A 26,983-nucleotide genomic window follows, 5' to 3' on the forward strand; every position below is an offset into this window, starting at 1 on the left:
TTGTCACGTCTAATCGCTATTACTGATCTACCGATAGATACCGTCGATCAAGCGCCGGTCAATGATTGTTGATAGATCGCGAAACAAGCTTCCGCCAGGGCCGAACGTGGCGCGCTGCGCCGCATGATCAGCCCCAGCCGACCGAGGGTCTGGGCGTTTTCGATCGGTTGCAGGCGTAAATGATCGGTCAGTTCTTCCAGGCCTCCGTCCAGCGGCATCACGGCGCAACACAAGCCACCATGTACAGCTTGTAACAGTTGATGCACGGCATCGGTTTGCAACAAAGGCTGCGGGTTGAGGCCACGGCTATGGAAGTTGTGGTCGATGGACTGGCGAAAGTGCATGCCGCTGGTGAGCATGCCCAGTGGCAACTCGATCAACGATTCCCAGCTCAGCGGCGCTTCGCCGAAGGTAAAGAAGCGCTGATCGTAGAGCAGGCCCATGCGGGTCTCACTGAAGGCCAGGGAATCGAAGCGCTCGGCATCCAGGCGTTCGAGGTAGGACACGCCGAGGTCCAGGCGGTTGTTCGCCAGCTGTTCGAGGATCTGCTCGGAACTCAGCGCCGAAAGTTCGAAGCGCAGGTTCGGGTGTTCCGCGTGCAGGCGTTGCAGCAGCGGCAGGGGATCGAAGCTGGACAGTGGCACCACGCCCAGGCGCAAGGTGCCGACCAGGTTGCCGCGACAGGCAGCCGCCTCGGCGTACAAGCCGTCATAGGCCGCCAGGACGGTGCGCGCCCAGGCCAGCACCCTCTCGCCAGGTGCCGTAAAGCCTTCGAAGCGCTGGCCGCGATTGACCAGCGGCAGATCGAGCTCTTCTTCGAGGCTGCGCAAGCGCATGGACAGGGTCGGCTGGGTAATGTGGCAGCGTGCGGCGGCCTGGCCGAAATGGCGGGTTTCATCCAGAGCGATTAGGAATTTCAGCTGCTTGATGTCCATCTTCGCTCCTGGGTGCGGGAAGGGACAGATTCTATCGCAAGCGGCGTCATTGGTCGGGTTGGATTGGCAAATGAGCGCCGTGGTCTAGGCTTTTGCGTCTGGAACCCGAAACCCAAGGAGAGCGAAACGATGAGCCTGTTCAGTTTTCTAAAAGAAGCCGGTGAAAAAATCCTCGACGCGTTGACGCCGGACAAGGCCGAAGCCAACAGCGAAGCGCTCACCAAGCATGTGCAGAGTGCGCTGACGGGGATCGATACATCCAAGATTCAAGTCAAGGTCGAGGGCGATAAAGTGATCGCCACCGGTGAGGCGAGCAGTCAGGAAGAGAAAGAAAAAATCCTCCTGGCGCTGGGCAACGTTGCCGGGGTCAGCGGTGTTGACGATCAGATCACGGTGACCGGTGGCGTGGCTCCGGCCGCGAAGTTCGTAACGGTCGAGAAAGGCGACACGCTGAGCGCGATTTCCAAGCGTGTGTATGGCGATCCGAACAAATATCAAAAAATCTTCGAGGCCAACAAACCTCAGCTCAAGCATCCGGACAAGATCTATCCAGGCCAGGTGTTGCGGATTCCTGAGTAATCCTTAAGTCCGTGGGATGGCCTTCGCGGGCAAGCCTCGCTCCTACAGGATCCATGTCGTTTGCATTTTCGTGAACGACATGGATCCTGTAGGAGCGAGGCTTGCCCGCGAAGCAGTCAACACGGTCTCAAAGCCCGGTAATCAAATCCCGATAATCTCCGACCGCCGCAAACTCCGCCGTGTCCTTGGGCCCTTTGCGGCTGTCCGGCTCTTTCACCGCCAACAAATGCGCCACCCCGAACGCCCGGGCACTGCGCAGGATCGGCAGGGTGTCGTCGATAAACAGGCTGCGCGCCGGGTCAAAGTCGATGTCGGCCTGCAAGGCCTCCCAGAACTGCGGGTTTTCCTTGGGGAAACCGTAATCGTGGGAGCTGATCAAACGCTCGAAATACGGTGCCAGCTCGATTCGTTCCAGCTTCAATGACAGCGAATCGCGATGCGCGTTGGTGATCAGCACCACGCGTTTGCCTGCGCGCTTGATCGCTGCCAGAAAGGTGTCCGCATCCGGGCGCAGGGCGATCAGGTGGGCGGTTTCCAGTTTCAGTTCGCGCACAGGCAGTTTCAGTTCGGCACTCCAGAAATCCAGGCAGTACCACTGCAGTTGACCGGCATTGCGTTCAAACAGGGGGTGCAACTCCATCTCGGCCATGGCCCGGCTCACCCCGTGCAGCTCGGCGTAGCGCTGGGGCAGGTGCTCCAGCCAGAAATGGTTGTCGAAGTGCAAGTCCAGCAGCGTGCCGTCCATGTCCAGCAGAACGGTATCGATGTCGTGCCAGGGCAGCAGGGACATAAAAAACTTCTCCAGCGGTAAAAAAGGTATCCGGGAACAACAATCAGGATAGGCCGGGTATAGTAACCCGCTATCGCCCAGGAGCCGCTCATGCGCCAGAAACCCACCATCCTCGCCCGCGAGATTGTCGCCACCAGCCGTTTGTTCTGCGTCGAGGAGCTGAAGCTGCGTTTTTCCAATGGCGTGGAGCGCACCTATGAGCGGTTGGTCGGCAAGGGCGCAGGCTATGGCGCCGTGATGATCGTGGCGATGCTCGATGCCGACCACGCCGTACTGGTCGAGGAATACTGCGGCGGTACCGATGAATACGAATTCTCCCTGCCCAAAGGCTTGATCGAGCCGGGCGAGGACGTTTTGGCGGCCGCCGAGCGTGAGCTCAAGGAAGAAGCCGGTTATGGCGCGCGGCAGTTGGAACATCTGACCGAGCTGTCGTTGTCACCCGGTTACATGAGCCAGAAAATCCAGGTGGTGTTGGCCACTGACCTGTACGAAGAGCGCCTGGAAGGTGACGAACCGGAGCCGATGGGCATGGACAAGGTCAACCTGCGCGAGTTGTCGGCGCTGGCGCAGAACCCGAAGTTCACCGAAGGCCGAGCCTTGGCGGCCTTGTACCTGGCCCGTGATCTGCTGATCCAGCGCGGGGTGTTCCAGCCATGAATTTTCCCCATCCATTGATGGCGCCGGTGGTCGAGCTGGCATTGAAGGCCGGCGAGGCGACCCTGCCGTTCTGGCGCATTGGCACTGCGGTGATCGCCAAGGCAGACGATTCGCCGGTCACCGCCGCCGACCTCGCCGCCCACCATGTGATTCTGGCCGGGCTCACCGCACTGGACTCGAGCATTCCGGTGTTGTCCGAAGAAGACGCCAACATCCCGCAGAGCGTGCGCGCCGGATGGCAGCGCTGGTGGTTGGTGGACCCGCTGGACGGCACCAAGGAATTTATTTCCGGCAGCGAGGAGTTCACCGTCAACATCGCGCTGATCGAGCAGGGGCGCGTGGTGTTTGGCGTGGTGTCGATGCCGACTAACGGGCGTTTCTATGTCGGGGGTGCCGGGCTCGGCGCGTGGCGTTGCGATCAGGGTGGTATGCCCGTGGCGATTCAGGTGCGTGACGTGCCGGGCCCCGGGCAATCGTTCACAGTGGTTGCCAGTCGTCGCCATTCCAGTCCGGAACAGGAGCGCTTGCTGGCCGGCTTGAGCGCCAGCCTGGGTGAACTGGAACTGGCCAATATCGGCAGCTCCCTGAAGTTCTGCCTGTTGGCCGAAGGGGCGGCGGATTGTTATCCACGGCTGGCGCCGACTTCGCAATGGGACACGGCGGCGGCGCAAGGCGTGCTGGAAGGGGCAGGTGGCGAGGTGCTGGATCTGAATGGCGCACCGTTCAGTTATCCGGCGCGGGAATCGCTGCTGAACGAATTTTTCCTGGCACTGCCGGCCAAGGCTGCGTGGCGGGAACAGTTGTTGGCGCTGGCGCGAAGTTAAGATCGAAAGATCGCTGCCTGCCGCAGGCTGCGATCTTTTGCGTTACCGGTGCAATACGTATTGCCCGACAAACTTCACCGCATCCTCATCGCTGCCCGCGTTCACCACTCGCGTATGCAGGACCAACCGCGCCCGCCCGTAGCGCTGGTACATCGCCAGGAATTTCTTCCACACCTGCGCACTCGGCGCCTGGCAAATGGCATGTGCATCGCCGGTCACTGGCAACGGGTAGTTGATCTGCCCTTCCTGGATAACGATGTGTCCGTCGGTTATCCCTTCTTCTTTCAGGCGCAGATGCAGCCAGCCCCAACCGGCCAGCACCGCGCCGCAGTACAGGCTGCCGCCGAACATGGTGCTCTTGTGGTTGACGTTGGCGTCCAGGGGCAAGTACAGGCGCAGTTGTTGATCGTGCCAGTCGAGCACCTTGAGGCCCATGTCCCGGGTGAGGGGAATGTCGTGATGGAGGACGGATTCCAGTTGACGACTGTCGCGGCTCATTCAGCGGCCTCTTGTTTGAAGTGGGAGTGGGCGCGACTCAATCGAGGTCGTCGCCGTGGGTGGAGGCGCCGCTGTCGGCGAAGCTCAGGCCGTGCTTGCGCAATTTGTCATGCAAGGTCTTGCGTGGAATGCCCAGCGCTTCGGCGACGCTGCGCACGGAGCTGTGCGAGCGCGCCAGTTCGGCGGCTATCAGGGTTTTTTCGAAGTTTTCCACTTGCTCGCTCAATCCGCCGCTGACCATTTCTACTGTCGTGCCAGCCGTGCCTTGCACCTCGTTGCTGTCCAGCGCCAGTTCCAGGCCCAGGGCGAAACGTTCGGCAGCGTTTTGCAGTTCGCGCACGTTGCCGGGCCAGGTGTGGCGCAACAGCAGGGCGCGTTGCCCGGGTTGCAGTTCATGGGGCGGCAAGCCGTGGCGGGCGCTGGCTTCATCGGCGAAATGCTGGAACAGCATCAGCGCATCTTCACCGCGTTCGCGTAGTGGTGGAATGCGCAATGGCGCGACGTTCAGGCGATAGTACAAGTCGGCGCGGAATCGGCCCTGATCGGCGGCCTGGCGCAGATCTTCCTTGGTGGCGGCGATGATGCGGATGTCCAGCGGGATCAGTTGATTGCCGCCCAGGCGTTCGACCACACGCTCCTGCAGCAAACGCAGCAATTTCACCTGGACGTCCAGGCTCATGCTTTCGATCTCATCGAGAAATAACGTGCCACCGTTGGCAAATTCGAACTTGCCGATGCGACGTTTCTGCGCGCCCGTGAAAGCGCCTGGCTCATGGCCGAACAACTCGCTTTCGACCACCGATTCGGCCAGTGCCCCGGCGTTGATCGCCACGAACGGGCCATTGCGCCGACTCGACAGGTCATGCAACGCGCGGGCGACCACTTCTTTACCGGCCCCGGTCTCACCGAGGATCAGCACGTCCGCCCGGGTCGCCGCCAGGGCGCCGATTTGTTCGCGCAGGCGCAGCATCGAGGGTGACTGCCCCACCAGGCGTGTGCTCAATTCATTGCGATCGCTCAGGGCCAGGCGCAGACTGCGGTTGTCCAGCACCAGTCGGCGCAAGGCCAGGGCGCGGCGCACGCTGTCGAGCAGGGCGTCGCTGGCGAAGGGCTTTTCCAGAAAGTCATAGGCCCCCGCGCGCATGGCTTGCACCGCCAGTGGCACATCGCCGTGACCGGTGATCAGCAGCACCGGCAGTTCTGGGTCCTGAGCGTGGAGTTCGGTCAGCAGTTCGATGCCGTCCATGCCCGGCATGCGGATATCGCTGACGACCACGCCCGGCCAGTCGCGCTCCAGTTGCGCGGCCAAGCCCTTGGCTTCGGCCAGCGGCAGGATCTTCAGGCCGGCCAGGTCCAGGGTCTGGCTCAAGGCCTGGCGCAGGTGGGGATCGTCGTCGATCAACACGACCTGGATGCGGTTGTCGATGGTCATGCACTTCGGTCCTCGGACGGTTGCAGGCTCACACCCGGTGCGCCTGCGCGTAGCTTCAGGGTAATCAAGGCGCCGCCCTCCTTGTGGTTGGCGAACGACAGTTCGCCGCCGAAGGCGCGCATCAGGGTCTCGCAGATCGCCAGCCCCAATCCAAGGCCCTGGGTACGGGTCTTGGTGGTGTAGAAGGGCTCGCTGGCGCGGCCGAGGGCCTCCAGGCAGAACCCGGGGCCGTTGTCGCGAATGTACAGGTTGACGCCCTCGGCCGTGGATTGGGCACTGAGCCAGAGTTTACGTGGCGGGCCTTTTTCCGTCAGGGCATCCAGAGCGTTGGCCAGCAGGTTGCCCAGCACCTGGCGCAGGCGGGTTTCCCCGGCCTCGACCCACAAAGTGGCGGCGGGCAAGTCGCGAATCAGCTCGACTTCCATGCTGCGTCGGCGCTTGGCCAGCAAGGCCAGGGCATCGTCCAGCGCCGGCTGCAGGGCGACGCTTTCCGGGGCGTGGCGGTCGCGCCGGGCAAAGGCGCGCAGGTGAGCGATGATCGACGCCATGCGCCCGGTCAATTCACTGATCAGCTTGAGGTTGCCACGGGCATCGTCGGTGCGCTGGTGGTCGAGCAGCACTTCGGCGTTTTCCGCGTAGCTGCGGATGGCTGCCAAAGGTTGGTTGAGTTCGTGACTGATGCTCGCCGACATCGTTCCCAGGGCCGAGAGCTTGCCGGCCTGCACCAGGTCATCCTGGGCACGAACCAGCTCTTGCTGGGCCTGTTCGCGCTCCAGCACTTCCTGCTTGAGCCGGCGGTTGAGGCCTTCAAGGTCACTGGTACGCTCGGCCACCCGTCCCTCCAGTTCGCGCCGGGCCTTGGCTTCGAAGGCGATCCGTTCCAGGTAGTGACGGCGGCGTTGCATCATCAGGCCGAGCAACAGCATCAACACCAAAAGCGTCGCGCCACCGATGGCGACCACCGTGCGCACCGGGCGATCGATCAGGGTTCGCGGGGCGAGGATGCTGACGTTCCAGCCGGTTTCCGCGATCGCCTGGGTCTGGGTCAGCCAGGCGTTGGGGTTGAGCTTAAGCGGCTTGGGCTCGCGGGTGGGGTAGGGCTGGATCGCGGTGATGGCCTTGCGCTCTTCTTCGCTCAACTCCCGGGTCGAACGAAAACGCCATTCCGGCCGCGAAGTGAGGATGACCACGCCGTTGTGATCGGTTAGCAGCAGTTGCTCCGGGGTTTTGCCCCACAGGCTCTCGGTGTGGTCGAGGTCGACCTTGACCACCAGCACGCCGGTGATTTTCTCCCCCGCGCGCACGGCGGCGGCGAAGAAGTAGCCACGTTTGGCGGACGTGGTGCCCAGCCCGAAAAATCGCCCGAGCCGCCCGGCCATGGCTTCGCTGAAGTACGGCCGGAAGGCAAAGTTGCGGCCCACGAAACTGTCGTGCTTGTCCCAGTTGGAGGCGGCCAGGGTCTTGCCCGTGGTGTCCATCAGGTACATGACTTCGGCGCCGGTCTGGGTGCTGATGTTTTTCAGCAGGCGATTGGCGTTGCCCTGGGTGACGCCATCGTCCGGCGCGCCAAGCACGGCGCGCAGGGCCGGCAGGTCGCCGAGGATCTGCGGTAGCACTTCATAGCGGTGCAGGGTGCCCAGCAGGTTGGCGACGTAGAGGTCGAGGGTCTGGCGATTCTGGCCAGCCAGTTCGCTGCGGTAATAGCGCTCGGCCAGGTGCTCCAGGGGCCACAGCAACGGCGCCAGGCACAGCGCGAGCAGGGCCAGGCTGCGCCAGCGGGGTCTGCGGGGAAGGGTCGGAGTCATGAGCATCGAGCGCCAGTGGGTACAGGTGCATTATGCCTAGGCTTGCCGACGCAGTCTGCGCACCGTTGATACGCGCCGGTTGTTCATCGGACCGGTGAGAGGGGGGTTGCGTATCGGCTCGTGCAGTGGCGATATAGGCGCCTAATAAATTTAACACCTTCATTGAAGAGGTCTGTTTCATGCCGCTCGCCACGTTGATTCATCGCGCCAGTTTGCCCAGCCCGCAAGTGTCTGCGGAGCAAGCGCTTGAGCTGTTGCAGGAACATTACGGGTTTGGCGGAACGTTGCAGGCCCTTGGCAGCCAGCAGGATTTGAACTACCGCGTCGACAGTGACCAAGGCCGCTTTGTCCTGAAAATCTGCCGGGGCGACTATTCGGCGCTGGAGCTGCAAGCCCAGCATGCCGGGCTCAAGCATCTGGCGGAACATCCTGACGTGCACGTGCCGCGCGTGATTGCGGCAAAAAACGGTGCGGATCTGTTGTCCCTGGAGGTCGCTGGCCAAGCGGTGCATGTGCGTTTGCTGGATTACATCGAGGGCCAGTCCCTGACGCACCTCGAATACTTCAATCGCAAGGTGGTGGCCGGTTTCGGGCGGTTGTGCGGTGAAATGGACCTGGCACTGGCCGATTTTGATCATCCGGGGCTGGTGCGAACCCTGCAGTGGGACGCGCGCCACGCCCATGCACTGATCGCGCATTTGCTGCCGGTCATCAAGGATGAAACCCAGCGCCGACTGATCATTGAAGCGTCCGAACAGGCCGAGCGCCATCTGTTGCCCCTGCAAGACAAGTTGCCGGTGCAAGCCATTCACATGGACATCACCGACGACAACGTGGTCTGGCAGCGAGATGCGCAGCGCCATTGGCAACTGCAAGGTGTGATCGATTTCGGCGACTTGGTCCGCACCTGGCGCATTACCGACCTGTCGGTGACCTGCGCAGCATTGCTGCACCATGGTGAAGGCGATCCGTTCTGCATTTTGCCAGCGGTGCAGGCGTATCACGCGGTCAATCCGTTGCAGCATGAAGAACTGCTGGCATTGTGGCCGCTGATCGTCGCCCGTGCGGCGGTGCTGGTGCTCAGTGGCGAACAGCAGGTCAGCATCGATCCGGGCAATACCTATAGCCGCGATAACCTGGTCCACGAGTGGGAAATCTTCCGGGTGGCCACATCGGTGCCGTTGGCGCTGATGGAAGCGGCCATCCTGTCGGCCGTCGGGCAGAACCTGCCAGGCATTGGCGGCGAAGGCTTCGCACCGCTGCTGCCGAGCCTGGTGGGGCGAGAGTTCGCGTTGATCGACCTGGGTGTGCTCAGCCCGCATTTCGAGGCCGGTAACTGGGAGCAGGAAGGCATCGATCAGCGCCTGCTGGACGAAGCCGCCGCCGTCCACGGTCTGGCAGCCAGTCTTTATGGGCAATACCGTTTGTCCCGCACACGCCCGGACACTGCCGGCGAGCCGGACACCTGTCCCTTGCACGTCGAGTTGCGCGTGCCCCACGGCACGACAGTCGAAGCGCCGTTTGCCGGGGTGGTGCACCAGCCGATGCCCGGGCTGCTGCAACTGGACGGTCCGCAACTGAGCGTGCGGTTGTTGGGTGTCACGCCATCGCTGGATAGCGGCGCAGCGCTGGTCAAGGGTCAGGTGTTGGGTTCGGTCAGCGGGCCGTTGATCGTGCAGTTGTGCCGAGGGGCGTCGTTTACCGCACCGTTGTTTTGCACACCTTCACGTGCTGGCGCCTGGCAAGCGCTGTGCCCGTCGCCAGCGGTGCTGCTGGGGCTGGCTTGCGATGCGCCAGAGGAACTCGATTCACAGACCTTGCTGGCCCGTCGGGATGCCAGTTTCGCCCGCACGCAAAAACACTATTACGTCGACCCGCCGCGCATCGAGCGCGGCTGGCGCAACCACCTGATCGACATGCAGGGCCGCTCTTACCTCGACATGCTCAACAACGTCGCGGTACTCGGCCACGGCCATCCGCGCATGGCAGCGGTCGCCAGCCGTCAGTGGTCGTTGCTCAACACCAACTCGCGGTTCAACTATGCGGCCGTGGCCGAATTCTCCGAGCGGCTGTTGAAATTGTCACCGGAGGGCATGGATCGGGTGTTCCTGGTCAACAGCGGCAGCGAGGCCAACGATCTGGCCATTCGCCTGGCGTGGGCCTACAGCGGCGGACGCGACATGCTCAGCGTACTGGAGGCCTATCACGGCTGGACAGTCGGCGCGGATGCGGTATCGACGTCGATCGCCGACAACCCCAAGGCCCTGAGCAGCCGCCCGGACTGGGTGCACCCGGTGACCGCGCCGAACACCTATCGCGGCGAATTCCGCGGCCCTGACAGCACGCCGGACTACGTGCGCAGCGTCGAACACAACCTGGCGAAAATCGCCGGGCAAAAACGTCAACTGGCCGGTTTCATTTGCGAACCGGTGTATGGCAATGCCGGTGGCATCTCGCTGCCGCCGGGTTACCTGCAGCAGGTTTACGCCATGGTCCGCGCCCAAGGTGGCGTGTGCATCGCCGATGAAGTGCAGGTGGGTTACGGGCGCATGGGCCATTTCTTCTGGGGCTTTGAAGAGCAGGGCGTGGTACCGGACATCATCACCATGGCCAAGGGCATGGGTAACGGCCAGCCACTGGGCGCGGTGATCACCCGCCGGGAAATCGCCGAAGCGCTGGAGGCCGAGGGGTATTTCTTCTCGTCCGCCGGTGGCAGCCCTGTCAGCTGCCAGATCGGCATGGCGGTGCTGGATGTGATGGAGGAGGAAAAACTCTGGGAAAACGCCCAGGTCGTCGGCGGGTATTTCAAGGAGCGACTGGAAGCGCTGATCGATATTCATCCGTTGGTCGGCGCCGTGCATGGTTCCGGGTTTTATCTGGGAGTGGAGTTGATCCGCAACCGTGCAACCCTGGAGCCGGCCACCGAAGAAACCACCGCGTTGTGCGATCGCTTGCGCGAACTGGGGATTTTCATGCAACCGACGGGCGATTACTTGAACGTGCTTAAGATCAAACCGCCGATGGTGACGTCGCGCCAGAGCGTGGATTTCTTTGTGGACATGCTTTCGAAAGTAATGAGCGAGGGTTTGTAACCCTTAAATCGCTTTCGCGGGCAAGCCTCGCTCCTACGGATTAGTGTCGTTTGCGAACATGCGTACGACCTGAAACCGTAGGAGCGAGGCTTGCCCGCGAAAGCGTCCTCACAAACGCTGCAAACATCGATTGTTATCGGGATTAAGTGAGTAAATTTAGACGAAAGGCATAGTTGTCGCTTCAAAAGCCGATTTTTATCGGATATAAAGTCATCATTGCCAGGGCGTGGATGAACCATGCCCGACCGTCACGCACTTGCCCGGAGATGCTTCATGAGCCGTAACGTTACTGTCGCTGCCACGCAAATGGCCTGTTCCTGGGACCTTGAAGGCAACATCGAGGTCGCTGAAAGACTGGTCCGCGAAGCCGCGGCCAAAGGCGCGCAGATCATCCTGATCCAGGAATTGTTCGAGGCACCGTACTTCTGCCAGAAGCCGAACCCGGATTACCTGCAACTGGCAACGACGGTGGAAGACAACGTCGCCATCAAGCATTTCCAGAAAGTCGCCAAGGAGCTGCAAGTCGTGTTACCGATCAGCTTCTACGAACTGGCAGGCCGCGCACGTTTCAACAGCATCGCGATCATCGATGCCGACGGCAGCAACCTCGGGATTTATCGTAAAAGCCACATCCCGGATGGCCCTGGCTACCACGAGAAGTACTACTTCAACCCGGGCGATACCGGCTTCAAGGTGTGGAACACCCGATACGCGAAGATCGGCGTGGGCATCTGCTGGGACCAGTGGTTCCCCGAGGCCGCTCGCAGCATGGCGCTGCAAGGCGCGGAAATCCTGTTCTATCCGACTGCCATCGGCAGCGAGCCGCACGACAAGACCATTTCGTCCCGCGATCACTGGCAACGCGTACAGCAGGGCCACGCTGGCGCCAACCTGATGCCGCTGATCGCCAGTAACCGCATCGGCAACGAAGAACAGGACGGCTACGACATCACCTTCTACGGTTCGTCGTTCATCGCCAACCAGTTCGGCGAGAAGGTGCAGGAACTCAATGAAACCGAAGAAGGCATCCTGGTTCACACCTTCGACCTCGACAAACTCGAACACACACGCAGTGCATGGGGCTCCTTCCGCGATCGCCGTCCGAACCTGTATGGTGCTATCAAAACCCTCGACGGATCCCTGGAGTCCTGACTGCCATGACCACTTTGAACAGCTCCCCTCGCGCAGACGGCTTCTACATGCCGGCCGAGTGGGCACCCCAAACCCAGACCTGGATGATCTGGCCCGAGCGCCCGGACAACTGGCGCCTGGGCGGCAAACCGGCGCAAGCCGCACACGTAGCGGTGGCCAAGGCCATCGCCCGTTTCGAACCGGTCACCGTGGCGGTGTCCGCCGGCCAATACGAAAACGCCCGTGCCCGCCTGGACGTGCCGAATATCCGCGTGGTCGAGATGTCCAGCGACGACGCGTGGGTTCGGGACACCGGCCCAACGTTCGTCATCAATAACAGCGGCGAAGTCCGGGGGGTGAACTGGGACTTCAACTCGTGGGGTGGTTTCGACGGCGGCCTGTATTCGCCGTGGAACCGCGACTCGCAGGTGGGCGGCAAGATCCTCGAGATCGAGCGTAGCTCGCGCTATCGCACCGAGGGCTTCGTGCTCGAAGGCGGTTCGATTCACGTCGATGGCGAAGGCACGCTGATCACCACCGAAGAATGCCTGCTCAACCGCAATCGCAACCCGCACATGAATCGTGCGGAAATCGAAGCGGTGCTGAAAGACAATCTGGCTGTGGATAAGATCATCTGGCTGCCGGATGGCTTGTTCAACGACGAAACCGATGGCCATGTGGATAACTTCTGCTGCTACGTGCGTCCGGGTGAAGTGCTGTTGGCCTGGACAGATGACCCACAGGATCCGAACTTCCCACGCTGCCAGGCGGCCATGAAGGTGCTGCAAAACAGCACCGACGCCAAGGGGCGCCCGTTCACGGTGCACAAGATGCCGATTCCGGGGCCGCTGTATGCGACTGAGGAAGAATGTGCCGGTGTCGATCCGGTCGACGGGACTCAGGAGCGTAACCCGAGCGTTCGCCTGGCCGGCTCTTATGTGAACTTCCTGATCGTTAACGGCGGCATTATTGCCCCAAGTTTCGACGACCCGCTGGATGGTCCGGCAAGAGAGATCTTGCAGACACTGTTCCCGCAGCACGAAGTGGTTATGGTGCCTGGCCGTGAACTGTTACTGGGAGGCGGTAACATTCACTGCCTTACCCAACAACAGCCAGCTCCGCACAAAGAGTGAGTGCAGTTGTAACAGCTTGAGTTAACAGCAAAAAAATTCAGGCTGGCGCTTTCGCACGCCGCACCATGCAAAGCCCGCAGTCCTTGAGGATTACGGGCTTTTTTGTATCCGTCGGTCGGTAAATGAAAAACATTGGCATAGCTCTTGTATCTGTCGGGGGGTAAGGGGGAGGGGAGAGCTTCGATGTTCTGTCATAAACCTTGGATAAGTTAGCCGCTCAAAAACCAGGAGAGAGCGTTGAAATGAACGCCGAAGTGAATGTGGCAAGCGACAGCGAATCGCTGCAGGTCCTGGCGCACTGGTTCAAGTCCAATGGAACGTGTCAGATCAGCCAGACTGATCCGCGCCGGATGATGATCGAGCGTTACCCTGCTGGTTTATTCAGCGAGGCGGAACTGGATGCGTTGTGGGATGTGATGGAAGGATAAGAAGAAAAACAACGGATTGATAAAGAAAAAGCGCTGCCGGGATGGCAGCGCTTTTTTATGGACGATTGATTGGAATAGGGACTAATCAACACCACCAAACCCTGTGGGAGAGGGCTTGCCCGCGATGGCGGTGTGTCATTCGACGAAAATGTTGGACTTGCTGGCCTCATCGCGGGCAAGCCCGCTCCCACAGTGGATCGGTGTGAACCTTAGAAGCTGTAGGTTCCTGTAACAACTACGCTACGCGGCTCACCCGGTTGAATCTGCGCCGCACTGGTAGCCGACTCGTAGTACGTCTTGTCGCTGATGTTGTTCAGCGCCGCGCGCACATCCCAATCCTTGTGCCTGAAGCCGGCCAAGGCATCCCAGCGGCCATAACCCGGCAACACGGTGGTGTTGAGGTTGTCGGCATAACGATCGCCGACCAAGGTCACACCGGTTTCGGCGTACCAGCCCATCTCCGGTTTCCAGGTCAGGAACAGACTGCCGTTATGCTTGGCCACGTTGCTGATGCGATTGCCTTCAAAGCCGTTGTTGTCTTTCTCGATCGTTGCGTCCTGAAGACCTACGCCGCCGCGCACATACCAGTTGCCGGTCACTTTGCCGGAGGCGGTCAACTCGATCCCGCGCGAACGTTGCTTACCAGTCAGCAAGGTAATCGTTGGGTTGTTTGGATCGCTGGTACGGCGGTTGTAGAGCTCCAGCTCGTAGATCGCCAGCGTGGTGCTCAGGCGATCGTCCAGCCAGTCGCTTTTCACGCCGATTTCTTTCTGCCTGGTCAGCTCCGGGCTCAGGTCGTTGGTGTTGCCGGCCGCACCCGGGGTAATTCCGATCAAACCACCACCGACAGGAGAAAACGTCTTCGACCAGGAGGCATAGAAGGAATGATTCTGCAGGGGGGTCCACACCAGTCCTACGCGAGGGCTGGTGCTGTGACTGTCACGGTCTTCGGAAATGTCCCGCAGCTTGTTGGTCGACTCGATGTCGAACCTGTCGTAACGCAAACCGGCGAGCAGTTGCCATTGATCGTTCAGTTGCAGCTGATCCTGCACGTACACCGCACGGCTTTCGACTTCGGTGTGCAAGCTGCTGGAGACCTGCATGCGTCCGGTGTGGCGCAAGTCCCGATTGGGGTTGTTGAGGTCCAGGGGCGGCACCGGTGAACTGCCCGGCCCTGAAGTGGCGGCGGTGTACAAGGTCGGATCGCGGCGCTGGCTGCCGATCTCGATGCCGGTCAGCAGGCGATGCTCCAGGCCGAAGGTATCGAACCCGCCTTCCAGTTCAACATTGTTGTAGACGTTACGGGTGGTCAGGTCCTGTTGCCAGTGTTGGCGTGTGACCTTGTTGGTGCTCGGGTTGTAGCCGGTGAGGTAGGTGTTGTCGAAATCGCTGTTGAGCTTGAACACGCCCAGGGTCTGGCGCAATTGCCAGTTATCGCTGAGCTCATAGGTGAGTTTGGAGCGCAGGGATTGCGACTTGTCGTCGATGAAATCGTGCTCGCTGCCATAGGTGGTATCGCGTCCGACATCTGCCGGGCGGCCGTTAACCCCGGGAATGCCGCGATCCGGCGTACGGTTGTAACGGCTGTATTCGTACTGCACCAGCCAGTTCAGGTCCGGTGTCAGTTGCCAGCTCATCGAAGGCGCGAACAACTGGCGATTGCCACTCACGCCATCGCGGAAACTGTTCTGGTCCATGTTGCCCATGTTCAGGCGCAGGCTGATGTTCTCGGATGGGTCGGTGCTGAGGTCGGCGTACAGGCTGCGCAGATCATCGCTGCCGCCCTGGGCCTCGAGGGTCGAGCGGCGGCCGAACTCCGGCAGCTTGCTCACCCGGTTGACGATCCCGCCCTGGCTGCCACGGCCGTACAGCACGGCGGCTGGGCCTTTGAGCACGTCGATGCGTTCGATGTTGTGCAAGTCGCGCACGTATTGGCTGTCGTCGCGGATGCCATCGAGATAGAAGTCGTTGCTGGCGTCAAAACCGCGGATGCGCAGGCTGTCAAAGCGGGTGTCAGCACCGCTGCTGACGTTGGGGATGCCACTGAGTGCGGTGCCCAGATCGTTGGTTCCGTAGTCGACAACGTTGGCGGTCTTGATCGAGTCGATGGCTTGGGGCACGTAGCGCACCGGTGTGTTGGTGCGGGTCGCGGTGTTGGTTTCCTTCACTCGCGGGTCATCGGCCTCGGCTTCGGCGCTGATGGACGTGGCAGGTAAGGTGGTAGGAGCAGCGTAGGAAAAACCGGCAGATATCAGTGCAGAAAGCCCAAGGCTGAAGGGCGTAAGGCGAAAAGGGGCAGGCATTGAAGAACGCATCCGTAGGATTTTTAGGGGTGCAACAAGAACGGCGCGAATGATAATGCTTGCTATTTACTTGTGTTAATTATTCTTGAGAGTGGCTCTTGATGGTTTGTTTCCAATTGTGTCGCAATTGTTACTTTCAGGTTTCCGACGCCATTGGATGACGTCAAACCTGTGCGCGAGTTGAATTTTTCTGCCAAGTAAATTCATTTCTTAGACGAATTTCGCCTGGTTACAGACGATTCATGAAATTGACACACCGTTAAAAGCGCGGCTACGATCCGTCCAACGCCTGTGGCAGACCGCCATGACCAAATAATAATTAAAAGGCCCGCCGCGATTGATCGTGGGCGGGCCTTTTTGTTTGCGACATGAAAAAAGAGCGCGATAGCGCCGTTTCCGGCTGTTCGACACAGCGCGTTTCAACCCGTAATAAGGAAAACAACATGTTGAACAAGCGAATCAGCCTGATCGCTCTGGGGATTTTGAGCGCTACGCAGGCCATGGCTAACGACCAGGCCGAATCCAAGGGATTTGTTGAAGACAGCAGCCTCAAAGTGCTGCTGCGCAACGCCTACATGAACCGTGACTTCAAAGACGGCAACCCGGACAAATCCGAGTGGGGCCAAGCGGCCATCGGTACATTCTCGTCCGGCTTCACCCAAGGCACCATCGGTGTGGGCGTGGATGCCTTTGGGTTGTACGCGCTCAATCTGGAACGCAATGAAGACCGCAGCGGCGCCCAAGGCATCGATTTTTTCAAAAAGGGTGCCAGCGGCGAACCGGCTGACGACCTGGCCAAGGCTGGCGCAGCGGTCAAATTCCGCCTGTCCAGCACCACGCTGACCTACGGCGACCAAATGCCGGTCCTGCCGGTACTGAGCTACGACAACGGTCGTCTGCTGCCGGAAAGCTACACCGGTACCCTGATCACCTCCAAGGAGATCAAGGGCCTGGAACTGAACGCCGGTCGCTTCACCGCCGAATCGCGTAAAAGCGCCGAAGGTCATGACAGCGGTGGCCTGAAGTCGATCAACGTGTTGGGTGGTAGCTACCAGTTCACCGAACAATTCAAGGCCGCGTTGTACGCCTCCGACGTCGAAGACGTGCTGAAGAAGCAATACGTGAACGCCAATTACGTATTCCCGATCGACAAGGATCAGTCCCTGACCCTGGACTTCAACGGCTATCGCACCAAGCTGGAAGATTCCTACGTTCGCGACAACAACGTCACCGGCGACGACAACAAGATCTGGAGCCTGGCAGCCACCTTCGCCACCGGCCCACACTCGTTCACCCTGGCGCACCAGCGCAGCACCGGCGACAGCAACCTGGGCTACGCCTACGGCGGCTACCAGAAGGATCAAGGTCGCGTCGGTGACGGTGGCAACACCATCTACCTGGCCAACTCCTACTGGTCCGACTTCAACGCCGAAGACGAACGCAGCTGGCAACTGGGCTACGGCCTGGACTTCAGCACCTTCGGTGTTCCGGGCCTGAGCTACAACTTCGCCTACGTACGCGGTGACAACATCACCACCTCCACCAGCGAAGGCGGTACCGAGCGCGAAATCTTCAACCAGTTCAAGTACGTCGTGCAAAGCGGCCCGGCCAAAGACCTGAGCATCAAGCTGCGCAGCTCGATCCTGCGCGTGTCGCAGAAGTCGAGCGAGTACAACGTCAGCGGTAACGAAGTGCGTGTGTTCGTGGATTACCCGATCAACGTTTTCTGATGATGGGTTGCGGTATCGAGGCCTGATTCAAGGCCGAAAAGAAGAAGCCCCGACTGGTTCGGGGCTTTTTTGCGCGTTCGAATGTTGATTGATCGTTCCCACGCAGAGCGTGGGAACGATCAGATCCCGAACAGACCTGCAATCAGGTCGGCTGTCAGGCCGCCTCGCTTTGGTTTTTGATTTTCTTTCCACATCGAGCCGCTAAAGTGAACAGCATCACCGACTGGTTCGGGTTTTTTTTGCGTGTCGTCCGCGGCGACATGTACCGAGGACGTGTCGCAAAAAGTGAAAAATTGCTACACGTTAAGGCGTCATGTCTAGATCGGCATGGAAAGCTGGCACATCACCGATATCCCATCCCAAAATAAAAAAGCAGCCTGAACAGGCTGCTTTTTCTGAAAAGGTCGCTTGATATTATGCTCCCTCAAGCGGGGGAGAAGAGGTCTCACCCGAGCGCTGATTTTCAGGTAATCAACGGGGTTCCTAACGCCGACTATTGCCACCTGAAGGCAGTCGGTTTCGCGCTCTTGGGCCGATTTTCGACCACCGATGCTTATGTCAACCTGGTTAACGTAACGCACCGACGTGGAAAAAACGGCAAAGTAACCGCGTAAATAATTACATCACGTAATTAATGATGTTCCCGCCCCCACCTTTATCCCCTCCAGCGAACTCCCTACATTGAGCTCCAACGCCTCTCCCATCATCCCGACGGGAAGGTCACTGGAGTTTCCCTCATGCCTTTTGTAAGCGTACGCATCACCCGCGATGGCGTTACCACTGAGCAGAAAGCTCAGGTGATTGCCGAGATCACTGAAACACTGGAGCGCGTCCTCAATAAACGCCCTGACCTGACTCACATCGTGATCGAAGAAGTCGACACCGATAACTGGGGTTACGCCGGTATCACCACCACTCAATACCGCAAACAGCTGGCGCAAGAGGGGCAGTCATGACGGCGTCGGTGACCATCGATTTCGTCTCCGATGTGGTGTGCCCATGGTGCGCACTGGGGGCGACGGCGCTGGAGCAGGCGATCGAGAACGGGGCGGGTGAGGTGTCGGTCGAGCTGACCTACAAGCCTTTCGAACTGAACCCGAGCATGCCGGCCGAAGGCGAGAAAGCCGTCGACCACTTGATGCGCAAATACGGGCGCACTGCCGCAGACGTCGCCGCCGGCAAAAAGATGCAGATCGAACGCGGCGAAGCCATCGGCTTCAAGTTCGACCTGGAGAAGCGCACGCACTTCTACAACACCTTCGACGCCCACCGTTTGTTGCTTTGGGCGCTGGAAGAAGGACGCCAGGTGGCGCTGAAGAAGATCCTGCTTCGCGCTTACTTCAGCGAAGGCCAGAACCCGAGTGATCAGCAGGCGCTGGTGCGGCTGGCGGGTGAAGCCGGGTTGGACGAGGCCCGTGCACGCGAGGTGTTGGCATCGGGCGCCTTTGCCGAGGAAGTGCGTGAGCTTGAGGCGTTTTACCAGCAGCACGGCATCAATTCGGTCCCGGCCATGGTGTTGAACGGCCGTCACCTGGTGTCCGGTTCGCAATCGGTCGAGTACTACGAACAGATGTTGAGACAAATGGCGACGGCCCCTGCTGACGCCTGATTTATCGAATTTCAAACCCCATCATTGTTAGAGGTATACATCATGAGTAATTCGAAAAAAGTTATCGTAATCACTGGCGCATCCCAAGGTCTCGGCGACGGCATGGTCAAGGCCTTCCGCGAACTCGGCTACCAGATCGTCGCCACCTCGCGTTCGATCAAACCGTCCACCGATCCGGACATCCTCACCGTGGCTGGCGACATCGGTGAACCGGCGACCGCTCAACGCGTAGTTCGTGAAGCCATCGCACGTTTCGGCCGTATCGACACTTTGGTCAACAACGCCGGTATCTTCATCGCCAAGCCGTTCACCCAGTACACCGCTGAAGACTACGCCAATGTGCTGTCGGTGAACGTAAACGGCTTCTTCTATATCACTCAACTGGCCATCGCCGAGATGGAAAAACAGGGTAGCGGTCACGTCGTCAACATCACCACCAGCCTGGTCGACCACGCTATTGACGGCGTGCCATCAGTATTGGCCTCGCTGACCAAGGGTGGCTTGAACGCGGCGACCAAATCCCTGGCCATCGAATACGCCAAGCGCGGCATTCGGGTCAACGCAGTGAGCCCTGGCATCATCAAGACCCCGATGCACGGCGAAGAAACCCACGCCGCACTGGGCGCTCTGCACCCGGTCGGGCACATGGGCGACATTGATGACATCTCCCAGGCTGTCGTGTACCTGGACAACGCCAAGTTTGTTACCGGCGAAATCCTCCACGTTGATGGCGGGCAGAGCGCGGGTCACTAAGATCCGGGTTTTCAAACGGCAGAAACAACAAAGCCCTCGTATTTCTACGAGGGCTTTGTTTTGTATGGTGCCGGCACCAGGAATCGAACCCGGGACCTACTGATTACAAGTCAGTTGCTCTACCATCTGAGCTATACCGGCGTGTCAGGGCGACGATTATAGCGATTGGGACGGTTCTGTAAACCCCTGAATTCTGACTATTTTTGCGCAGGGCTCTGTCCAGGATTTCTGGTGTGCGTTGAGCCTCATCGAGCGTTGTAAAACGTGGCGCCCGAGGGGATGTCTTTGTTGACGAACGACATGGCACCGATGGTGACGTTGTCGCCGATTGTCAGGGTGTCCGCGATGATGCAACTGTTGGCGCCCACGCTGACATTGTCGCCAATGACCAGATCGTAGCTGTCCAGTCCCAGGGTCTTGATGCCAATCGTGGTGTTTTGCCGGATGAAGAAGTTGCGGCCGATTTTGACTTCACCGGTGATCACTACGCCCGGCAGGTGGCCGATGCGAAAGCCTGAGCCTATTTGGGCGTCGATGCTGATGTCGACGCCGTACTTGAGGTTGAGCTTTCTCTCAAGACGCTTGGCATACCAGCGCGCCAGACCGTTTCCGGAATTAAAGTACTGGGCCAGTCGAAACATGAACAAGTAGCGCAGGACGTTGCTCTTGCGAGTCCGCTTGAGGACGTTGCTGATGAACCCTGTGCGGCTTCCGCGTTTTTTCTTGTTCGAGACTTCCGACCGCCAATGTTCTACCAAGGTGTCCAGATTCAAAACATAGCCCTGTTGATTGTTTGTGTTGTGAGGCCTTCGATAGTAGCTGCTGGCTATAACGATTCCTACGCTCACTTTCTGCCCAAATTTCAACAGATATGTCTTTTGCTCAAATGCTTATGCACAACGGGATTCGCAATGCGCGAGGTATATGACGAATTTGTGGATCCGTTCTCAACTGTTCGCAAATCACTGTTTTTCTGGTTTTTTATCCAAGTGTACGAAAACTGTACAGTGACGTTTCACCCCTGAAACAGCTGTAAAATATTGGATCCATGATATTCCATCAACAGACTTATCCACAGGTTGGGGGCGTTAGGCGCGTTCTGCCAACATCAGGAAATTGCGCGGTGTGAGTTTGGTGTCACAGAACGTGCCGAGACGAACCTTGTAGCCCTGCTCGCGCAGGAAAAGTGCTCGATCGAGCACCAGCCAAAGCTCCAGTGGGCGTCGGAAAAGTCCGCGCAGCAGCTCCAGATTGCGCACTTCAGCCAAACGTTGCCAACCGACGGTTTCCAGAGCCTGCCAATCCTGCGGGCCGATTGTGGATAACTCTTTGAGTTGGGCCAAATGATGGCAGTAATCGGCAAAGGGCTTGTCCAGCCAGGCGCTGGGCAGGGATGGCGTTGGCAGGTATTCGTCAACGCCACGCAGTTGCCGCTGCAGCAGGTCGAAGGCCAGGCGTCGAGCCATGGAGGTGTCGCGTTGGCGTCGGACGCGTGCACCGGCGGTGACGGTTTCGCTCATCGGTAACGCCAGATCATCCAGAGACAGCTGTAAGTTGGAGGCCATGGCGACCGAGGAAAGTGGCGAGTACCGGGGAAGACTGATCCGGTTGTAGCAACAAGGAGCAATGGCGAGTTGTTTGCAGCCTGCTGCGCTGGCGAGTTGAATCAATCGCACGTGGAGATCGCCGCAGGCGTGCAGTGCGACGGGGGTGTGTTCGGCGTTTAATAACGCGGCTACATCGACAGCGAGCACATCCTGCTCGACATGCAGCGCATGCAGCTGATGGCGCTGACTCAGAGCCTGACCGCTGGCGACCAGTGTCGGGTCATATTCCAGGCAAGTCAGCTGTTGGCCGGTTTGCAGCAAGCGTCTTCCTAAGTGCCCTTTGCCCGAGCACCAGTCCAGCCAATGCATGGGCGTATCGGCGAAGTTCAATCGACTGGCAAAGGTTTCTATTTGCTGCCACTTGCGCCCAGGTACGTCGACGTTCAATCGATGACCCGCCGCTTCCAGCGCATGGGCGGGCAATTCATCCACGGTACTCAGCGCAAGGGACATCGTCGCCAAGGTTGCAAAAGGTTCCGGCGCATCCAAAAGGGCGGGTTGGTTGTGTGCGTTTTCCGCATCTTCCAGCGACCGCCCGCGCAGCCAGGCGGCCAGCTCGGGGTAGGAGGTTTCCCAGGGCAGTTGCAGAAGCGTGAAGGGCCGAGGTTTCCACAGCGCCTGATGCGCTGTCAGAAAGGTGTCCAGTGCGGTGAAACGGGCGAGCAGTTCCTCGCCCGTCAGCACCCGAGGATCAACGCCCTTGGCAGGCATCGACGCGCAACCAGCGCTCCAGCAGCTTGAAGCCGCGTACCAGCACATAGGCCATCAACAGATAGAACATGCCGGCGGCAAAGAAGATCTCCACCGGCAGGTAGGTCCGGGCGATGATGGTACGCGCCATGCCGGTCAGTTCCAGCAGGGTCACGGTGCTGGCCAGGGCGCTGGCCTTGAGCATCAGGATCACTTCGTTGCTGTAGGCCGGCAGGCCGATGCGCGCCGCGCGCGGCAGCATGATGTAGATCAGCGCCTTGGTTTTCGACATGCCCAGAGCCCGTGCCGCTTCGATCTCACCCGGCGGAATCGCCTGGATCGCGCCGCGCAGGATTTCAGCGATGTAGGCGGCGGTGTGCAGGGTCATGGTCGCCGTGGCGCACCAGAACGGATCGCGCAGATAGGGCCACATCGAGCTGTTACGGATCGCGTCAAACTGCGCCAGCCCGTAATAGACCAGAAACAGTTGAACCAGCAGCGGCGTGCCGCGGAAAAAGAAGATGTAAGCGTAGGGAAACGCCCGCACCCACCAGAGGCGGGATGAGCGCGCGATACCCAGCGGAATCGCCAGCAGCAGGCCTGCGATCACAGCAATGGCGACCAGTTCCAGGGTCAGGGTTGCGCCCTGGGCCAGTTTCGGCAGCCACTTGATGATGACTTCCCAGTTCATTGGGTGCTCCTCGCGAAGCCGCGAGCGGCGCGTTTTTCCAGGAAGTGCATGCCGGTCATGGCCAGAATCGTCAGGCTCAGATACATGAACGCCGCGACCATATAGAAGGTGAACGGTTGCTTGGACACGGTCACGCCGATTTGTGCGTGACGCATGATCTCTTCCAGGCCGATCACCGACACCAGCGCGGTGTCCTTCATCAGGATCATGAACAGGTTACCCAGGCCCGGCAGGGCGATGCGCCACATCTGCGGCATGATCAAGCGGGTGAAGATGCGCCATTTCGACAGGCCCAGGGCTACGCCGGCCTCACGATGGCCCTTGGGGATGGCGAGGATCGCGCCGCGAAACACTTCCGTGGCGTAGGCGCCAAAGCACAGGCCCAGGGCGATCACGCCCGCGGCGAAGGCATTGAGTTCAAGGTCGGGGTTACCGAAAAACTCGCCCAGGGCGCGCATCAGGTTAACCGTGCCGAAGTAGATCAACAGCACCCAGAGCAGTTCCGGGATGCCGCGAACCAGTGTCGAATAAGTGCCGCCAAGCCATTGCAACGGCTTGTACGGGGAAGTCTTGGCCAAGGCGCCGAGCAGACCGAGCACCAGCCCCAGGCACAGGGCCGAGAGTGCCAGTTTCACAGTCATCAGCGCGCCAGCGGCGAGCGCCGGGCCGAATCCGTAGAGGTCGATAATCATGGATTTCTTTTCAAATCGCGGCAGGCAATACCGTGAACCGGCGCCATCAGGCGCCGGTCAGGCAGGTCAGTATCAATAGATGCTGAACGGGAAGTACTTGTCGTTGATCTTCTTGTAGGTGCCGTCGGCAACGATTTCCTTGAGCGCGATGTTCAGCTTTTCGCGGATCGGGTCGTTTTTACGCACGGCAATACCGATCTTGTCGCTTTCTTCCACCGGGTCGCCCTTGAATTCATAGGACTTGCCGGCGTCGCTTTTCAGCCACTCGTAGTTGACGTACTTGTCGGCCAGGATGCCGTCCAGGCGACCGGAAGTCAGGTCGAGGTAAGCGTTTTCCTGGGTGTCGTAGAGTTTGACTTCAACGCCTTCCATGTTGTCTTCAAGCCAGGTACCGGCCAGGGTTGCACGCTGGGCGCCGATCACTTTGCCCTTCAGCGAATCCTTGTCGGTCTTGAAGTCGACGTCTTTCTTGGCGATGAACTGCAGCTTGTTGGAGTAGTACGGGTCGGTGAAGTCCACCGCTTGCTTGCGCTCGTCGGTGATCGACATCGAGGAGATCAGGAAGTCGAACTTCTTGGCGTTCAGGGCCGGGATGATGCCGTCCCAGTCGGAGGTCACGACGGTGCACTCGACTTTCATCTTGGCGCACAGGGCGTCGCCGATTTCCTTGTCGAAGCCGACGACATTGCCACTGGCATCTTTATTGTTGAACGGCGGGTAGGCCGCTTCGATGCCCATCTTCAGGGTTTCGGCCATGGCACCGGCGCTGAACGCCAGGGTAACGGCGGCGGCCAGGAAGACCTTCTTGTAATTGCGCATGCGGTTAGCTCCGTTAGCGGTTGCTGGACATGAATTGTTTGCAGCGCGCCGAAAGCGGGTTTTCAAACACCTGCTGAGGCGATCCTTGCTCTTCTACCAGGCCCTGGTGGAGGAACACCACTTCGCTGGAGACCTGACGGGCGAAGCCCATCTCATGGGTGACCAGCAGCATGGTGCGACCTTCTTCGGCCAGTGCGCGGATGACATTAAGTACTTCCTGGACCATTTCCGGGTCAAGCGCGGAAGTGGGCTCGTCAAACAGGATGACTTTAGGCTGCATGGCCAGGGTGCGGGCGATGGCCGCGCGTTGTTGCTGGCCGCCGGACAATTGCGCCGGGTAGGCGTGGCGCTTGTCGGCGATGCCGACCTTGGCCAGCAGGGCTTCGGCAACTTCGATGGCTTCTGCCTTGCTCTGGCCGAGCACGCGGCGCGGGGCCTCGATGATGTTGTCGAGCACGCTCATGTGTGGCCACAGGTTAAAGTTTTGAAACACAAAACCGATTTCGCTGCGCAGGCGATTGATCTGCTTGCCGTCGGCAGCGACCAGTTCGCCGTTCTTCGCGGCCTTGAGCTTGAGTTCTTCGCCGGCCACCAGGATCTGGCCCTGGTGCGGGTTTTCCAGCAGGTTGATGCAGCGCAGGAACGTGGACTTGCCGGAACCGGAGGAGCCGAGGATCGAGATCACGTCGCCGTCGCGGGCGGTCAGCGAGATACCTTTAAGTACCTCCAGCGAGCCGTAGCGTTTGTGCAAGTTGCGGATTTCAAGCGCGGGCGTGGCCTCAGCCATGTGCGTTCCTCATTGTGTATTCGCTCCTGCTGTTGGTGGCCTTCCTGGCGAGGCGGCCAAGCTAGCATAGCGTTTCAAGGGCAGCCAACAGCGCTACGGGCAGTAAACGGGTGGTATGTGGCAGGTTGTCGCATCGGCACAGCAGACTGTCGCCCCATCAACAACCGAACAGCCGTTTGAACCCTGCTTTCATATAAAAGCGCGGTGGCTGTCGCGTAAAAAAGGGCGCGATGTTGCCAGCTTTGGCGGGGGGTTGGAAGCGCTAACGGGCCAAAGGTGGCGGATACGCCCTTTTATCGTGCGTCGAGGGATTTTTGTGTGTGTTTCCGGGGCGCTGGTTCGTTCATAAAGTGAGTCGCAGGGTAACGTTCTGGCAAAGTGCCATTAATATCAATGGCTTGCGATCTCTGTTCCGTCAGGGCGAAGTTCCCGAGCTAGACGGTTTTGAAACATTTTGGCGCAAATATTGCGTGCAGATTCCGGAACGCTCCGTTTGTTTCTTTTTACAAGAAGGAACACAGGCGGGATGCACGCATTCGCTTTTCCTTACAAAGGTAGTTTCAATGAGCAGTACCCAAAGCTCCAACGGCCTCGAACAGGGGCTCAAACCACGGCATGTCACCATGCTGTCGATCGCCGGGGTTATCGGCGCCGGCCTGTTCGTTGGCTCGGGCCACGCCATCGCTGCAGCAGGCCCGGCCGTGCTCCTGGCTTACGCCGCCGCCGGAATGCTGGTGGTGTTGGTAATGCGCATGCTCGGTGAAATGGCTATTGCTTCGCCGGACACAGGCTCCTTCTCGACATACGCCGATCGCGCGATCGGTCACTGGGCCGGTTTTACCATCGGCTGGCTGTACTGGTGGTTCTGGGTTCTCGTGATCCCGCTGGAGGCAAACGCCGCCGCAACCATTCTGCATGCCTGGTTCCCAGGAGTGGACATCTGGGCTTTCGCCCTGGTCATCACCATGCTGCTGACCGTGACCAACCTGTTCAGCGTGAAGAACTACGGTGAATTCGAGTTCTGGTTCGCTCTGGTCAAAGTATTGGCGATCATCGGCTTCATTGTTCTAGGCCTCATGGCGATCTTCGGCTTCCTGCCGGGCAGCCAGGTCAGCGGCGTTTCGCACCTGTTCGACACCCAAGGCTTCCTGCCAAATGGCATGGGCGCGGTACTGGGTGCCATCCTGACCACCATGTTCTCCTTCATGGGCACCGAGATCGTGACCATCGCGGCCGCGGAATCGAAGAACCCAGGCAAGCAAATCTCCAAGGCCACCAACTCGGTGATCTGGCGGATCGGCTTGTTCTACCTCGTTTCGATCTTCATCGTCGTGGCCCTGGTGCCTTGGAACGATCCTGTCTTGGCCAGCCTGGGTTCCTACCAGACCGTGCTTGAGCGCATGGGCATCCCTAACGCCAAGATGATTGTCGACATCGTGGTTCTGGTTGCTGTTACCAGCTGCCTGAACTCGGCGCTCTACACCTCGTCGCGCATGTTGTTCTCCCTGGGCAAGCGCGGTGATGCACCGGCCATGTCCACCCGCACCAACAAAAGTGGCACGCCTTACTGGGCGGTAATGCTGTCCACGGGTGCAGCGTTCCTGGCAACTTTCGCCAACTACGTGGCTCCGGCTGCGGTGTTCGAGTTCCTGTTGGCCAGCTCCGGCGCCATTGCACTGCTGGTGTACCTGGTAATTGCGATCTCGCAACTGCGCATGCGCAAGCAGCGTATGGCTCGCGGTGAGAAAATCGTGTTCAGCATGTGGTTGTTCCCGGGTCTGACCTACGCGGTGATCGCATTCATCGTCGGTGCCCTGACCATCATGCTGTTCCAGGAAGCTCATCGCGTGGAAATCCTCGCGACTGGCCTGCTCAGTGTGTTGGTGGTGGCTGCTGGCTTGCTGGTAGCTCGCCGTCGCAAGCTGGAAAAAAGTGGCGCGGTGGTGTTGAACTGATTCATACCGCGTAACGCAAAACGGCCGCTGTCAGTGATGACAA

At 59.6% G+C, this 26,983-nt stretch carries 24 protein-coding genes and 1 tRNA gene; 12 read left to right on the plus strand and 13 right to left on the minus strand.

The window, feature by feature from the left end; genetic code table 11:
* Window positions 1-47: 47 nt before the first annotated feature.
* The gene (locus tag OH720_RS01195) at window positions 48-935 is read right to left on the minus strand and encodes a LysR family transcriptional regulator (protein WP_272604258.1); all 888 of its coding nucleotides are present in this window, start codon (window positions 933-935) and stop codon (window positions 48-50) included.
* Between the two features lie 129 nt (window positions 936-1,064).
* On the opposite strand from OH720_RS01195, the gene lysM reads away from it, so the two are divergent.
* Window positions 1,065-1,514, plus strand: coding sequence for a peptidoglycan-binding protein LysM (gene lysM, locus OH720_RS01200; RefSeq protein WP_008058429.1), 450 nt, complete (start codon window positions 1,065-1,067; stop codon window positions 1,512-1,514).
* A 127-nt stretch (window positions 1,515-1,641) separates the two neighbouring features.
* On the opposite strand, the gene yrfG is transcribed toward lysM, so the two are convergent.
* Window positions 1,642-2,304 (minus strand): GMP/IMP nucleotidase, encoded by a 663-nt coding sequence (yrfG, locus tag OH720_RS01205; RefSeq protein WP_272604259.1) that lies wholly within the window; start codon window positions 2,302-2,304, stop codon window positions 1,642-1,644.
* Between the two features lie 90 nt (window positions 2,305-2,394).
* Between yrfG and nudE the strand changes: the two genes are divergently transcribed.
* Complete coding sequence (gene nudE, locus OH720_RS01210) at window positions 2,395-2,961, plus strand: ADP compounds hydrolase NudE (RefSeq protein WP_008058441.1); 567 nt, start codon at window positions 2,395-2,397, stop codon at window positions 2,959-2,961.
* A complete protein-coding gene (gene cysQ, locus OH720_RS01215; protein WP_272604260.1) occupies window positions 2,958-3,785 on the plus strand; it encodes a 3'(2'),5'-bisphosphate nucleotidase CysQ in 828 nt (275 codons plus the stop codon). Before nudE ends, cysQ begins: the two co-directional genes overlap by 4 nt.
* A gap of 42 nt (window positions 3,786-3,827) precedes the next feature.
* On the opposite strand, the gene OH720_RS01220 is transcribed toward cysQ, so the two are convergent.
* Genes OH720_RS01220 through OH720_RS01230 form a run of 3 tightly spaced genes read right to left on the minus strand, consistent with a single transcriptional unit; the run spans window position 3,828 to window position 7,520 of the window.
* Entirely contained in the window at window positions 3,828-4,283 is a 456-nt protein-coding gene (locus OH720_RS01220) for a YiiD C-terminal domain-containing protein (RefSeq protein ID WP_180203831.1), read from the minus strand.
* Between the two features lie 37 nt (window positions 4,284-4,320).
* The gene (locus OH720_RS01225) at window positions 4,321-5,715 is read right to left on the minus strand and encodes a sigma-54-dependent transcriptional regulator (RefSeq protein ID WP_272604261.1); all 1,395 of its coding nucleotides are present in this window, start codon (window positions 5,713-5,715) and stop codon (window positions 4,321-4,323) included.
* A complete protein-coding gene (locus OH720_RS01230; RefSeq protein WP_272604262.1) occupies window positions 5,712-7,520 on the minus strand; it encodes a sensor histidine kinase in 1,809 nt (602 codons plus the stop codon). The genes OH720_RS01225 and OH720_RS01230 overlap by 4 nt, the downstream gene beginning before the upstream one ends.
* A gap of 179 nt (window positions 7,521-7,699) precedes the next feature.
* Here OH720_RS01230 and OH720_RS01235 point away from each other — a divergent pair, with 179 nt between their 5' ends.
* The 4 genes from OH720_RS01235 to OH720_RS01250 all read left to right on the plus strand — a co-directional run bounded on the left by OH720_RS01235 (window position 7,700) and on the right by OH720_RS01250 (window position 13,304).
* Window positions 7,700-10,612, plus strand: coding sequence for an aminotransferase (locus tag OH720_RS01235; RefSeq protein WP_272604263.1), 2,913 nt, complete (start codon window positions 7,700-7,702; stop codon window positions 10,610-10,612).
* Window positions 10,613-10,885: 273 nt separating this feature from the next.
* The gene (aguB, locus tag OH720_RS01240; RefSeq protein ID WP_008058457.1) at window positions 10,886-11,764 is read left to right on the plus strand and encodes an N-carbamoylputrescine amidase; all 879 of its coding nucleotides are present in this window, start codon (window positions 10,886-10,888) and stop codon (window positions 11,762-11,764) included.
* A 5-nt stretch (window positions 11,765-11,769) separates the two neighbouring features.
* Window positions 11,770-12,876 carry an agmatine deiminase gene (gene aguA, locus OH720_RS01245; protein WP_272604264.1) on the plus strand — a complete coding sequence of 369 codons (1,107 nt, stop codon included), beginning with the start codon at window positions 11,770-11,772 and terminating at the stop codon, window positions 12,874-12,876.
* Window positions 12,877-13,118: 242 nt separating this feature from the next.
* Window positions 13,119-13,304 carry a hypothetical protein gene (locus tag OH720_RS01250; protein WP_272604265.1) on the plus strand — a complete coding sequence of 62 codons (186 nt, stop codon included), beginning with the start codon at window positions 13,119-13,121 and terminating at the stop codon, window positions 13,302-13,304.
* Between the two features lie 209 nt (window positions 13,305-13,513).
* On the opposite strand, the gene OH720_RS01255 is transcribed toward OH720_RS01250, so the two are convergent.
* Window positions 13,514-15,607 (minus strand): TonB-dependent receptor, encoded by a 2,094-nt coding sequence (locus OH720_RS01255; protein WP_272604266.1) that lies wholly within the window; start codon window positions 15,605-15,607, stop codon window positions 13,514-13,516.
* A 443-nt stretch (window positions 15,608-16,050) separates the two neighbouring features.
* On the opposite strand from OH720_RS01255, the gene OH720_RS01260 reads away from it, so the two are divergent.
* From OH720_RS01260 to OH720_RS01275, 4 genes are all read left to right on the plus strand, one after another.
* Window positions 16,051-17,337, plus strand: a complete 1,287-nt coding sequence (locus tag OH720_RS01260) for an OprD family porin (RefSeq protein ID WP_008058461.1) — start codon at window positions 16,051-16,053, stop codon at window positions 17,335-17,337.
* A gap of 737 nt (window positions 17,338-18,074) precedes the next feature.
* Window positions 18,075-18,293 carry a tautomerase family protein gene (locus tag OH720_RS01265; RefSeq protein ID WP_095192344.1) on the plus strand — a complete coding sequence of 73 codons (219 nt, stop codon included), beginning with the start codon at window positions 18,075-18,077 and terminating at the stop codon, window positions 18,291-18,293.
* Entirely contained in the window at window positions 18,290-18,946 is a 657-nt protein-coding gene (locus OH720_RS01270; protein WP_272604267.1) for a DsbA family oxidoreductase, read from the plus strand. The genes OH720_RS01265 and OH720_RS01270 overlap by 4 nt, the downstream gene beginning before the upstream one ends.
* Before the next feature lie 42 nt (window positions 18,947-18,988).
* Window positions 18,989-19,699, plus strand: a complete 711-nt coding sequence (locus OH720_RS01275; RefSeq protein ID WP_272604268.1) for an SDR family NAD(P)-dependent oxidoreductase — start codon at window positions 18,989-18,991, stop codon at window positions 19,697-19,699.
* A gap of 65 nt (window positions 19,700-19,764) precedes the next feature.
* Here OH720_RS01275 and OH720_RS01280 read toward each other — a convergent pair.
* The 7 genes from OH720_RS01280 to OH720_RS01310 all read right to left on the minus strand — a co-directional run bounded on the left by OH720_RS01280 (window position 19,765) and on the right by OH720_RS01310 (window position 24,985).
* Window positions 19,765-19,840, minus strand: a tRNA-Thr gene (locus tag OH720_RS01280).
* 104 nt (window positions 19,841-19,944) lie between these two features.
* Window positions 19,945-20,472: a serine acetyltransferase gene (locus OH720_RS01285; RefSeq protein WP_272606389.1), complete on the minus strand. Its 528-nt coding sequence runs from the start codon at window positions 20,470-20,472 to the stop codon at window positions 19,945-19,947.
* A gap of 315 nt (window positions 20,473-20,787) precedes the next feature.
* Window positions 20,788-22,017 (minus strand): methyltransferase, encoded by a 1,230-nt coding sequence (locus OH720_RS01290; protein WP_272604269.1) that lies wholly within the window; start codon window positions 22,015-22,017, stop codon window positions 20,788-20,790.
* A complete protein-coding gene (locus OH720_RS01295; RefSeq protein WP_272604270.1) occupies window positions 21,998-22,687 on the minus strand; it encodes an ABC transporter permease in 690 nt (229 codons plus the stop codon). Before OH720_RS01295 ends, OH720_RS01290 begins: the two co-directional genes overlap by 20 nt.
* Window positions 22,684-23,379, minus strand: coding sequence for an ABC transporter permease (locus OH720_RS01300; RefSeq protein ID WP_008058481.1), 696 nt, complete (start codon window positions 23,377-23,379; stop codon window positions 22,684-22,686). Before OH720_RS01300 ends, OH720_RS01295 begins: the two co-directional genes overlap by 4 nt.
* Window positions 23,380-23,451: 72 nt before the next feature.
* Window positions 23,452-24,198 carry an ABC transporter substrate-binding protein gene (locus tag OH720_RS01305; RefSeq protein WP_180203850.1) on the minus strand — a complete coding sequence of 249 codons (747 nt, stop codon included), beginning with the start codon at window positions 24,196-24,198 and terminating at the stop codon, window positions 23,452-23,454.
* A gap of 13 nt (window positions 24,199-24,211) precedes the next feature.
* Window positions 24,212-24,985: an ABC transporter ATP-binding protein gene (locus tag OH720_RS01310; protein ID WP_007972784.1), complete on the minus strand. Its 774-nt coding sequence runs from the start codon at window positions 24,983-24,985 to the stop codon at window positions 24,212-24,214.
* Window positions 24,986-25,548: 563 nt separating this feature from the next.
* Between OH720_RS01310 and gabP the strand changes: the two genes are divergently transcribed.
* Window positions 25,549-26,940: a GABA permease gene (gene gabP, locus OH720_RS01315; RefSeq protein ID WP_008058483.1), complete on the plus strand. Its 1,392-nt coding sequence runs from the start codon at window positions 25,549-25,551 to the stop codon at window positions 26,938-26,940.
* The last annotated feature ends 43 nt before the right edge of the window (window positions 26,941-26,983 follow it).

It is taken from the genome of Pseudomonas sp. WJP1 (assembly GCF_028471945.1).
GTDB lineage: Bacteria > Pseudomonadota > Gammaproteobacteria > Pseudomonadales > Pseudomonadaceae > Aquipseudomonas.